Source organism: Tabrizicola sp. (assembly GCF_031377265.1).
In the GTDB taxonomy this organism is placed as follows: Bacteria; Pseudomonadota; Alphaproteobacteria; order Rhodobacterales; family Rhodobacteraceae; genus JAUYQR01.
In genome coordinates, this window is sequence record NZ_JANMET010000354.1 from 1 (window position 1) to 11545 (window position 11545).

Consider the following 11545-nt stretch of genomic DNA (forward strand, 5'->3'; position numbering starts at 1 on the left):
TGGTAGTAATGCTGCAGCCGGTTCGGGTTCTCGCCATAGCGACCGTCGGTCGGGCGGCGCGAGGGTTGCACATAGGCCGCAGCCCAGGGCTTGCTGCCCAAGGACCGCAATGTCGTGGCCGGATGAAAGGTGCCGGCACCCACTTCCATGTCATAGGGCTGCAGGATCGCACAGCCCCGTGCTGCCCAATAGGCCTGAAGCCTCAGGATGATTTCCTGAAAACTGCGTGGGGCGGCGGGGATTTCGGCCATGACAAACCCTTCGTGACAGACTTGCGCTCTCCCTATCCACTGGGGGCGCGAGGGTCAATTCCCGACAGGCCCGCCCTTTCGCGCTCTTGGGATAAGCCCTTGCCCTTGCAGAGGGCTTCACGCATGTTGCGGCCGTAAATCGCAGCGTCAGGACCAGCCGATTATGTCTAAAGTCGTTTTTGCCTTTGTAGTCTTCATCACCAGCCTCTTTTCCCTTGCTGTTCAGGCCCAGGATCAGGTCTGGGTCCAGATCGAGGCGCATCCCACACGCGATGTGGCCGAAGTCCGTGCCCGTGCCTACGCTGCGGTGTTTCCCGAAACGGTTGGCTATCAATTGCGCTCGGGTTGGTACGCAGTGGCGCTGGGGCCGTATCCTGTGGCCGAAGGCGCTGCGCAACTGGTGGCCCTTGGCCGCGAAGCCCTGATCCCCGACGACAGCTTTATCGCCGATGGCTCGGATTTCCGTGAACAGTTCTGGCCGGTATCCGGCACCCTTCCCCTGCCCGAACCCGAACCCGAAATCATCGCCACCCCCGATCCGCTTCCCGAACCCGCGCTTCCGGACGAGACCCGCGCTGAGGCCCGCGCCTCCGAAGCATCGCTGTCCGAAGATGATCGCAAACTCCTGCAAACCGCCCTGCAATGGTTCGGTTTCTATGACAGCACCATCGACGGCGCCTTCGGTCCCGGCACCCGCAATTCCATGGCCGCCTGGCAAGAAGCGCAGGCCATCGAGCCGACAGGCGTGCTCACCTCCAGACAGCGCGTGGCGCTTTTGTCCAGCTACCAGTCCGAAATCGCCAGCTTCGGCTTTACCTTGGTGAACGAAGCCGAAGCCGGGATAGAGCTCATTCTGCCGCTGGGCCTTGTTGAATTTGACCATTACGAACCCCCCTTCGTGCATTTTCGTGCCAAGGGCGGCTCTGGCGTCAGCATCGTGCTGATCTCGCAGCCGGGCGATCAGGCAAGCCTTTTCGGCCTCTACGACATCCTGCAATCGCTGAAAGCTGTGCCCTTGACCGGCGAGCGCAGCCGCGGCGAGAAATCCTTCCGCATCCGCGGCACGTCCGCCACCGCCGACACCACCGCCTTTGCCGAACTGTCGGTTGGGCTGATCAAGGGCTGGATGTTGATCTCCACCCCCGGCAACGATACGCGCGACACCCGCATCATTCAGGCCGTCGAGGCCAGCTTCAAATCCACCGGCGAGCAGGCACTTGATCCGGGCATGGTGGTTTTGTCGCCTGAATCCAAAAGCGGGCTTCTTTCGGGCCTTGAAGTGCGCAAGCCAAAGTTCAGCCGTTCTGGCCTGTTCATCGATGCCACCGGCACGGTCCTGACCACGCTTGATGCGGTCACCAACTGCGGTCGCATCACCATCGACCGGACCGAAGACGCAACCGTCACCCTGTCTGACGCGGCCTCCGGCCTTGCCGTGATCACCCCGAAGACCCCTTTGTCCCCGCGCAAAGTGGCTGAATTTCAGCAGGCTCCCGACCGGATCGGCGCCGAAGTGGCCCTTGCGGGCTATTCCTACGAAGACCGCTTGCCCTCGCCCGTCCTGACCTTCGGCACCCTCGAAGACAGCACCGGCCTGAACGGCGAACAAGGCGTCAAGCGCCTGTCGATTGACGCCCTGCCCGGCGATATCGGCGGCCCGGTACTGGACAGCACTGGCGCCGTGCTTGGCATGCTGCTGCCAAAGGACGTGCTCGGCGGCAAGCAATTGCCGCCCGAGGTGTCCTACGCGGCCTCTGCCGACCTTATCGCCAGAACGCTTGGCGCTGCGGGCCTGACCCCACTGAAATCCACTGCCCAAGGCGCGATGGCCCCTGAAGATCTGTCCGAGGCAGCCATCGGGATGACGGCAATCGTGTCGTGTTGGGATTGATCAGCGCCGCCAGAACGACGGCAGCACCAGCACCAGAATCGCCAGCAGACCCAACCGGCCAAGGATCATCGCCAAAGTCATGATCCAGATTGCGGCGGTCGGGAAATCGACAAATGTCCCGGTGCGCGCAATCAGCGGGCCATAGCCATAGCCGATGTTGCCGATCGCCTGCCATACTGCGAACAGGCTGGATACCGGGTCAACGCCGAACAACGTCATCGCCGTGCTCAGCACCCCAATGATGAAGATATAGCTGGTGACGAACATCATCAGCGCGCTCATCACATCGGCATTGACCGTGCGCCCGGCGTATTTCACCGGGTCAATGCTGTTCGGGTTCGAGATGCGACGGATCTCGCGCCCCAAGGCTGACAGCGCAACCTGCACCCGGAAAATCGTCAGCGCGCCGGAACTTGACCCCGAGCAGCCACCGATCAAGCCCAGCACGAAGGCGATGATCATCGAAAACGCGCCCCAACCGCCGAAGGTCCCAGAAAAGAACCCGGTTCCCGACATGATCGAGGTCAGATTGAACAGCGCCTCGCGGAACGCAGGCTCCACTGCCATGTCGGCATGGAACACCTGCCAGGCGGCAACCATCACCACCGCGCCAAGCAGCCAGCGCAGATAGGCCCGCGCCTGCAGATCCTGCCACAGTGGCCAGGCCGATCCGTTCACCAGCTGGACATAGCGAATGTAGGATAGGCTGCCCAAAAACATGAACAACGCCCCGAAATACTCGCCCGCGCCAGTGTATTTGGAAAAGGAGATGTCAGTCGGCGAAAAGCCCCCCGTGGCGATGGTGGCAAAGCCGTTGACCACGGCATCCAGCGCGGTCATCCCGATTAGCAGATAGGTGGTGACACAGGCCACCGTCAGCAGCACATAGACAATCAGCAACTGCCGCGCGATGTCGGTGGCGCGGGGCAGCGCCTTGCCAAAGGTGTCAAACCCTTCGGTGCGAAAGAACTGCATCCCGCCGATCCGCATCAACGGCAGAAAAATCATCGCGATGAAAGCAATCCCGAGCCCGCCCAGCCAGTTCAGCATGCCCCGCCAAAGGTTCATTCCCGCAGGCAGATCATCCAGCCCGACAATCACCGTGGCCCCGGTCGTGGTGATCCCGGACACCGCCTCGAAATAGGCGTTGCTCAGGCTCAGCCCCGGCGCGCCGATGTAAAACGGCAGCGCCCCGAACGCTGGCACCAGCACCCAGATCGCTGCGGTCAGCAGATAGGCCTGCCGCGTGTCCAGCGACCGCCCCAGCGAATTGACCGAACTCAGCGCCAGCGCCCCCCCGACCACCCCGGTAATCGCGGCGCATTGCAGGAACTTCACGCCGTTTTCCAGGCCAGCCCGCCAGTCAATGATGGCAGGCGCCACCATCAGGATGGCCAGGACGATCAGGATGCGTCCGATAACATAGGCGACGGGACGAATATCCACCATGATCCGGCATCGCTATCCGCCGCAGAGGCGCGCGTCAATCGCCCCGCTACAGCGTGCCTCAGCCAACGTGGAAAAGCGTGCGGAACAGATGCGGGTCCAGGCTTTCGACGGCAAAGGTGTCGCCCTCGGTCAGCAGGCTGACCGCGTCATGGCTGTGCAGGCTTTCCTGATGGCTTGCCACCACCCGGAAATCGCCGATCCTCGGGTCGCCGCGCAGGGCCTTGCAGAAACTGCGCGCCGCATCTTCGACGAAAATCGGGTTCGCGGCGTTCAACTCGGCAAAGGCCTGCTCATCCTCGCGCTTGACCATCACCTGCGTTTCGGTGGGCACGCCCTCACGGGCCAGCTCGATCAGGTCTTCAAACCACAGGCACGCGTCACCCGTGACCTCCACCGAAATCCGCGCCACTGATCGCTGGCTGTGCGGCGTGGCCAACTGCCCGCGCGTGCGCCGCGCATGTTCGGCCAGTTCCAGCGAACAGGGGCAGGTCGACGAATAGACGTAGTCGAGATGCATGATCTTCTTGGCGACCCCTGCCCGTTCCACCAATTCCAGCGCGATGTCGTAATACTGCCAGCCCGACAGCCCCGACCGCAGGCTTCCCACCTTCATCGGGAACGAGAACCGCATCTGGATGCGCGCATCGAACGAGCCGAGGTCGCGCTTGTAATCGGCCAGCGCCGCCTCGATCACCACAAAGGAAAACGCCTTGTCGGCATGGGCATAAAACGACCGCATGATGCGGCTCATGTTGATGCCCTTCTTTTCCGCCTCAAGGCTGACGGTGCCGGTGACGCTGGTCTCCAGCGTCAGATCGCCGTTTTCGCGCGTGTGAAATCCGATCGGCAGCCGGAAGTTTGAAATCCCGACGTGCTGGATCACCGCCTTTGCCCCAACGATCAGGCTGGACGGGCCGTTCTGCAGATCGGGCAGCCCGGCCTTGTAGGCCTCGGTCACCACGAAATCCGCCGGGTAGGTGCGCGACAACGCGGGGTAACCCTGCCCCGGCACCAGATAGCCCACCGCCCCATCCAGCGCCGCAATCTCGGTGTCGGATGCCTTTCCAGCCCACTGGCGCAGCACGGCCAAAGCCGCCTCCGCCTCTTCGCGCGATGGCTTGCGGTCGATCTCTGGGGTGTGGATGTTCATCGGTCGGCTCCTTCCGTGGTCGCAGGCTACAAGATGTAGGCGTGCCGGGTCATCTGTCCAATCATTGCCGAACAGTTCCGGCGCATTCCCGCCATTGCCGGAACATGTTGCCCGCCAAACCTCCATCGCGCCCGGACTGCTGTGTTGTCAGTCCGCCAGGCTGCGAAACGTGGCGTTGAAGGCCACGGTCACGCGTTCAACATCCGTCTCGTTGGGATACACCCAATGCACAAGATACGACGGAAACAGCACGATCTCGCCCGCCGCGGGACGGATCTTGCGCTTTGGCCGGAACGCCTTGGCCTCGAACAGCCGCCAATGCGGCAGATCTGACCGCGGATCAAGAAACTCGATCATCCCGGAATTCCCCGTCTCGACCGCCGGTTGCGCCACGTAATACACCCCCGACCAATGCGCGCCAGGATGGGTATGGGGCGCATTGAACCCGCCCTTGGGGTTCATGTTCATCCAGCCCGACAGCTTCATGCTTAAGGTCGCCGGATCGGCCTTTCCCTTCATTCGCCGCACCGCCTCCCAGATCGACGCCTCGGCCGCCTGCCGCAACCGCACGATACAGGGGGTGTCGCTGTCAAAGATGTTGCCCTCCGAATGCCAGCCACCCCGGTTCGATTTGGCGACGCCTTCGGTAACGGCACGCTGCCGTTCGCCTTCGGCCAGCAACTCGGCGTCCAGGACCGCATGGTCAGCCAGACTGAACCGCAACAGCGGCGTCGAGAACAGCGTCTCCGATGCAACCAGATCAAGCATACCGCTTAGCCCTCCGCTTCCTTGCAACAGAAAAAGACTATCCGGCGCCAGCGGCTTTGCAATCTGCAAATCCGAGGCGCAGCGCTAGGCCGACAGCGCCGCCGTCAGATCCGCCAACAGATCGCTCGAATCCTCCAGCCCGACCGACAGCCGGATCAACCCCGGTGTGATGCCCAACAGGTCCTTCTGGTCCTGCGGCAGGCGCTGGTGCGTGGTTGTCGTCGGATGCGTGACGATCGTCTTGGCATCGCCCAGGTTGTTGGAAATCTTGATGATTTCCAGCGCATTCATGAACCGGAATGCCGCTTCCTTGCCGCCCTTGATGTCAAACGCCAACAGCGTGCCGCCCGACCCCATCTGCGCCATCGCCAGCCGGTGCTGCGGGTGGCTCGGCAGGCCGGGATAGATCACCTTTTCCAGCTTCGGGTGCCCCTGCAGCTGCGCCGCGATCACCGCCGCCGCCTCCGCCATCGCCCGGCAGCGCAAATCCAGCGTCGCCATGCCGTTCAGCATGATCCACGCGGTGAACGGGCTCATCGATCCGCCAGTGTGCTTCATGTAGGGTTCAAGCGTCTTGCGGATGAACTCTCGGCTGGCGCAGACCACGCCACCCAAAGCGCGCCCCTGCCCGTCGATATGCTTGGTGGTGGAATAAACCACCACATCCGCGCCCTGTTCGACCGCGCGCGAAAAGATCGGCGTGGCAAACACATTGTCACAGATCACCAGCGCCCCGGCCGCATGGGCAATGGCCGAAACACTCTCAATATCAATCAGTTCCAGTGTCGGGTTCGACATCGACTCAAAGAACACCGCCTTGGTGCCGGGGGTCACGGCGGCGCGCCACTGGTCCAGATCAGTGCCATCGACGAAGGTCACCTTCACGCCAAAGCGCACCAGCACCTCTTCCAGCACATAAAGACAAGACCCGAACAGCGCCCGCGACGACACCACATGATCCCCCGCCCGCAGCATCGAGGTCAGCGCACCCGACACCGCCGCCATGCCGCTGGCCGTGGCAAAGGCGTCCTCGGTGCCTTCCAGTGCCGCGATCCGTTCCTCGAACATCCGCGTCGTGGGGTTGCCGTAGCGGGCATAGATGAACTCGTCATCGCCTGCCTTCAGAAACCGCGCCTCGGCGGCTTCGGCAGTGGGGTAGACAAACCCCTGAGTCAAAAAGATCGCCTCGGCCATCTCGCCGTACTGGCTGCGACGGCTGCCTTCATGCACCAGTTTCGTACGGGTCTTCCAGTCTTTCGTCATCGTTCAATCTTTCCAGGAACGGCCTCAGGCCAAGAAAAAACCCCGGACAACCAGAGGTGCCGGGGCCATTGCCCTGAACCTCTTTAGCGGTTTGTTTAACGTGGCCCGCAATCCGGTAACAAAGCGCCACGTTGCTGGATTAATCCCGTTCGCACCCGCCGTCAATCGGCCAAAGATCGCAGCGCGCGTTCATGGTTCCGTCACCGTCCGGTCATCGCGGCTTTGCACTGCCCTGTTAGCCCAACGCCAGATTTAGCGGCCAAGGCAACGGGTGCTACAACAGATGCCAATCCTTGCGATCAACGCCATCGGCACTGAACCCCAGCATCCCGATGGGCCGCTGGATGATGTGCTGGCGGGTCATATTGCCGCCCTGCCACCCGGCCTGCCGATCCTGATCATGATCCACGGCTACCGCTATTCGCTGCGTCATGCGCCGCTCAGCCCGCACCTGAACATCCTGTCGCTGACCCCCGGCAAGGGTAAGACCCTGTCGTGGCCCCGCCGCCTTGGTTTTGGCCGTGGCAACGACGGCCTGTGCATCGCCTTCGGCTGGGAGGCGTCGGGCACACTGTGGCGCGCCCATGCCGAAGCCGCCCGCGCCGGTGCCGCGCTTGCAGCCCTGATCACCAAGCTGCGCGCACTGACCCCCGCCCCGATTGATCTGATGGGTCACAGCCTTGGCGCAAGGGTGGCATTGACAGCCCTGCCCGCCTTGCCCGAAGGCGCGGTTCACCGCATGGTCCTGCTTGCCGGTGCCGAACTGGTCAGCACCGCAACCGCGGCACTTGCCTCTCCGGCTGGCCGCAAGGTCGAGGTGCTGAACGTCACCTCGCGCGAGAACGACATTTTCGACTGCGGCTATGAATGGCTGATCGCGCCGTTTAGCCCCGGTGCCCGCACCATTGGCGCGGGGCTTGATCTGCCCAATGCGGTGACGCTGCAGATTGATGCTCCGGCGCATCGGGCCGCCCTTCGGGCGTTGGGTCACCCCACGGCCAAGGCAATCCGGCGGATGTGCCACTGGTCCGCCTACACCCGGCCCGGTCTATTCCCGGTTTACCGCGCGTTCCTCGCGCGCCCTTCTCCACTGCCGCTGGCGCTGCTGCGCAACGCGCTGTCCACCTCCGGCACCCCACGCTGGTCGCGGCTTCTGGCGCTGCCCGTCCTGCGGCGTGGCATGGCAGTGCCCTGACGCCCGTCAGGCAACCGTCCCCCAAAGACAGGCAGCGCAAGACTTGATTTTCAATGCAAGGTGATGGACGCTGCCGCGCGAGTTCCATCCGAACCCCTTTTCCAAAGGCCCCCGATGCAGCGCGTCCTCGCCCTTGCCACCCTTGCCAGCTTTGCAGCCCTTCCCGCCCTGTCACAAACCTGCGCTGATCGCAGCAATGACTACGCCGCGCGCATCACGCTTTGCGATCAGGCGTTCGAAGCCGCCGCCTCCGACGAAGATGCCGCCTACGCCCTTGCGCTGAAAGGTGAAGCGCAGCGCATGCTTGGCGACCTGGACGCTGCAGCAACCACCCTGCAGACGGCGCTGTCCTACGCCCCCGAGGATGAATGGGCATGGGTCGAACTTGGCAACGTTGAATACGACCGTGGCAATACCGTGGGGGCCATTGCGCACTATTCGGCTGCCCTTGCGGTGGCTGATTATGTCGACGGCTACGCCAACCGCGCCGATGGCTGGTGGACCATGCGCATGGCGCAACGGTGTTCGGACGACGCCGATCAGGCGCTGCGGCTTGACCCGCAATATGCCTATGCCAACGAAGTCAAAGGCCGCTGCCTGATTGATCTTGGCCAGGCAGATGCCGCACTCAGCTATTTCGACACGGCGATCTCGATCAATCCGGGTTACCACAACGCCTACCGCAACAAGATGTCGGCGCTCTATGCGTTGCAACGGTATCAGGACGTGGTGGCCGTCGCCGACCTTACGCTGCGGCCCGGCACCATCGCCAGCCCGAACCCCCGCACCGAAGAAGAAATCCGTGCGCTGCGGCTGCTTGCCTATTCGCAATACGCGCCGCCGAACATGGTGATGGCCGAGGCGGATGCGTTGCTGCAGGCCTACCCTGACAACCTGACCGGGATCAACATCAAGGGCATGGCGCTGATTGTGGCCGGCAAGGCCGCCGAGGCCGATCAGGTGACCCAACCGCTGCGCCAGAACAGCGGCGGTCGCGGCATGGAGGCGGCGTTCTTTGACACGCTGGCCCAGATCGACATCGCGCTTGGGCGGCTGGATCAGGCTTATGCGAATTTCGAGTCCGCGCTGAACCTTGATCCATCGATGTCGAAGATCTACGCCAGAAAACTGTCCGAGCTTGGGTTTCTGCCGCTGTCAAACGCCCCGGCGGGCGTGCTGACCGCCTTGCGCCGCTGCATCGATGTCAAGAAACAGGGCTGCACCGTCGCGGGCTAGCGGCCGACTATACTAGCGGATTTCACACCGGGCGGGCTTGATCGTCGTCCAGGTTAATCACCGTCAACACCATCGCGCGCAGAACCGAATGGCCGATCACCGGCAGCACGGCCCAGAACAGCAACCAATGCGACACATCCAGACTGCGGATCATCGTCTCGTTCAGCAGCAGGAAGCTGAAGTTGTAGATCACCATCATCCGCGTCAGGTTCGGCAAGAAGCCCTTCATGTCCTCGGCAGGCCAGAACGTCGCCGCCGTATCAGAGCGCCCTTTCAGCACGTCAGACAGGAAGATCCCGCCGATCACCACATAGAACGCGCTTTGAATGCGCTGGCACCACAGCGGATCGCTGGCCATCGCCACCACCAGCAGCGGCAGAACCGCCATCGCCAGCGCCAGCGCCATGGTCTGACCGGTGCTGAACTTCATCAGCATCCGCCGCACCATGCCCTCAAATCCGATCGCAATCCGTACGCCCAACGCCAGCAGAAAGGCGGTCGCAAACGCCTGGCTCTGCGCGTCCGGCCCCAGAACCACCGCCAGCACCGGATAGCCGATCAGCAACACCGCACCTGGAATGTAAATCCTTTGCGGTAGCGCCGGCAGGTCCTGAAACAGGCTCAAGAACAGTCGGACCAGATCAAGTGGATTGCGGTACATCGGGCGACCTCGTCGTTGGCTCACCCTTTTTCTAGACGCAACTTAAGGCGGTGCTTGGGCAGGAAGCAGACCGTTAAGGGGCATTCCTGTGCAAGATGTCGTCACTTTTCCTCGGGCGGTTCGATCAGATAGCGGTTCAGCATGCTGATCTGCACCATCAGGAAAATGAACAGCGCAACAGGCATTCCAAAGGTTTCCAGCTTGACCCAAAGCTCTGTTGTCTGCGTCCGCCAGATCGCCTCATTGGCCACCGCAAGGGCCCCGAACATCAGTGCCAGCCTGCGCGTCAGAATCATCCAACCCTCTGGCATCATTGGCAAAGCTTCGGCCATCACCCATTGCAGATAACTCTTGCCCTGCACCAGACCCACCCCCAGGATGGTGGCGAAAGTCCCGTAGACGATGGTCGTCTTCATCTTGAAAAAGCTCTCGTCGTTGAACCAGGCCGTCATCCCGCCAAAGAACATCACCATAACGCCGACGAATATCTGCATCCGGCTCAGTTGTCCGGTCAGCCACCACAGCGCCGCAATTGAGGCCAAAAGGATCGGCACCAGCACAATCGCCGCCACGATGAAGCCGGAATACTCGGTCCCGCCAATCTGGTACTTCTCGTCCTTGATCCACATGTAGATCACAAAGAACACCAGCGTCGGGCCCAGTTCCAGCACCTGCTTAAGAACCGGGTTGATCGTCTTCTTCGTCATGCTCATCCTGCCTGTACCAATACCGCGCCCAGCGCGACCAACCCCATCAAGGCCGCCCGCAGACGGCCCACCTGTTCCCCCAGCACCGCCCAGCCGATCAGCGCGGCAAACACGGTAGAGGTTTCGCGCAATGCCGCAACCTCGCCCACCTTGCCGATCCGTGTGCCCAGCATGATGCCGCCAAAGCTGACAAACGCAACCAGCGCCCCGATCAACCCGCGCAACAACAAGGCGCGCACCTCGCCGGTGACCTGTGCCGTGCCGCGCAACAGCCGAACCCCCATCAGCAGCGGAAAGTCCAGCGCCGTGATGAAGAAGAACCACGCCAGAAACGTGAACGGGTCCGGCGTCAGCCTGATCCCCCACGCATCATAGGTGGTATATATGGCGACCAACAGCCCGGCCACAAAGGCCCAGGCAAGGCCCATTTTCAGCGCCGCCGCATCAACCACCTGCACCGCCCGCAAGTTCGCCCCGGCCAGCCCCAGAATCGCGCCCGACAACAGCGCCACCCCACCCCATTGCAACGGGCCGTAATGCTCGCCCAGAAACACCGCCGCAAAGGCCAGCGTGATCAGAGGCCCCGTGCCCCGCACCACCGGATAAACCACCGTGTAGGCCGCCCGTTCGTAGGCCAGTGCCATGGTCAGCTTGTAGGCAAAATGGATGCCCAGCGCCCCCGCCAGAACCGCCCATTCGAACCCCACCGGCCACGGCACAACGAACACCGCCACCGGTGCGGCCAGGAAAAATATCCACAGATCAATCGCGCCACGCGTCAGCCATGGATCATGGCGGCCCTTTTGCAGCGCCCCGAAACAGGCATGCGCAACGGCCGAGATCAGCGCCAGCAGCAGCGCCACATCCTGCCCCGCCGCCGTCCCTTCCAAGGCGCGCACTGTCTCGCTCAATTGCCAGTGCCGGGTTGCCAGTCCACCTGAACCGTCGCGCCCTGAAAGACCCGCGCCAGCGCC

Annotated in this window: 11 protein-coding genes and 1 riboswitch; of the genes, 3 read left to right on the forward strand and 8 right to left on the reverse strand. The window is 62.6% G+C overall.

The window, feature by feature from the left end:
- Positions 1 to 251: glycine--tRNA ligase subunit alpha (locus RMO18_RS18940; RefSeq protein WP_309668038.1), on the reverse strand; the 251-nt coding region annotated here is incomplete at its 3' end.
- 163 nt (positions 252 to 414) lie between these two features.
- Here RMO18_RS18940 and RMO18_RS18945 point away from each other — a divergent pair.
- Positions 415 to 2142, forward strand: coding sequence for a serine protease (locus tag RMO18_RS18945; RefSeq protein WP_309668040.1), 1728 nt, complete (start codon positions 415 to 417; stop codon positions 2140 to 2142).
- Here the strand turns inward: RMO18_RS18945 and RMO18_RS18950 are convergent, their stop codons facing one another.
- From RMO18_RS18950 to metZ, 4 genes are all read right to left on the reverse strand, one after another.
- Positions 2143 to 3591, reverse strand: a complete 1449-nt coding sequence (locus RMO18_RS18950) for a TrkH family potassium uptake protein (protein WP_309668041.1) — start codon at positions 3589 to 3591, stop codon at positions 2143 to 2145.
- A 58-nt stretch (positions 3592 to 3649) separates the two neighbouring features.
- Positions 3650 to 4741: a GTP cyclohydrolase FolE2 gene (folE2, locus tag RMO18_RS18955; RefSeq protein WP_309668043.1), complete on the reverse strand. Its 1092-nt coding sequence runs from the start codon at positions 4739 to 4741 to the stop codon at positions 3650 to 3652.
- Between the two features lie 147 nt (positions 4742 to 4888).
- The gene (locus tag RMO18_RS18960; protein WP_309668044.1) at positions 4889 to 5509 is read right to left on the reverse strand and encodes a TIGR02466 family protein; all 621 of its coding nucleotides are present in this window, start codon (positions 5507 to 5509) and stop codon (positions 4889 to 4891) included.
- Positions 5510 to 5593: 84 nt separating this feature from the next.
- Entirely contained in the window at positions 5594 to 6772 is a 1179-nt protein-coding gene (gene metZ / locus RMO18_RS18965; protein ID WP_309668045.1) for an O-succinylhomoserine sulfhydrylase, read from the reverse strand.
- Between the two features lie 62 nt (positions 6773 to 6834).
- Positions 6835 to 6912: riboswitch (SAM riboswitch) on the reverse strand.
- Between the two features lie 143 nt (positions 6913 to 7055).
- On the opposite strand from metZ, the gene RMO18_RS18970 reads away from it, so the two are divergent.
- Complete coding sequence (locus RMO18_RS18970; RefSeq protein ID WP_309668046.1) at positions 7056 to 7967, forward strand: alpha/beta hydrolase; 912 nt, start codon at positions 7056 to 7058, stop codon at positions 7965 to 7967.
- Between the two features lie 114 nt (positions 7968 to 8081).
- Positions 8082 to 9203 carry a tetratricopeptide repeat protein gene (locus tag RMO18_RS18975; protein ID WP_309668047.1) on the forward strand — a complete coding sequence of 374 codons (1122 nt, stop codon included), beginning with the start codon at positions 8082 to 8084 and terminating at the stop codon, positions 9201 to 9203.
- 22 nt (positions 9204 to 9225) lie between these two features.
- Here RMO18_RS18975 and RMO18_RS18980 read toward each other — a convergent pair whose 3' ends face one another.
- The 3 genes from RMO18_RS18980 to RMO18_RS18990 form a co-directional block, all read right to left on the reverse strand.
- Positions 9226 to 9864, reverse strand: coding sequence for a hypothetical protein (locus RMO18_RS18980; RefSeq protein ID WP_309668048.1), 639 nt, complete (start codon positions 9862 to 9864; stop codon positions 9226 to 9228).
- A 101-nt stretch (positions 9865 to 9965) separates the two neighbouring features.
- Positions 9966 to 10571, reverse strand: coding sequence for an inner membrane-spanning protein YciB (locus tag RMO18_RS18985; RefSeq protein ID WP_309668049.1), 606 nt, complete (start codon positions 10569 to 10571; stop codon positions 9966 to 9968).
- Between the two features lie 2 nt (positions 10572 to 10573).
- Positions 10574 to 11482 (reverse strand): DMT family transporter, encoded by a 909-nt coding sequence (locus RMO18_RS18990; RefSeq protein WP_309668050.1) that lies wholly within the window; start codon positions 11480 to 11482, stop codon positions 10574 to 10576.
- Positions 11483 to 11545: the final 63 nt, after the last annotated feature.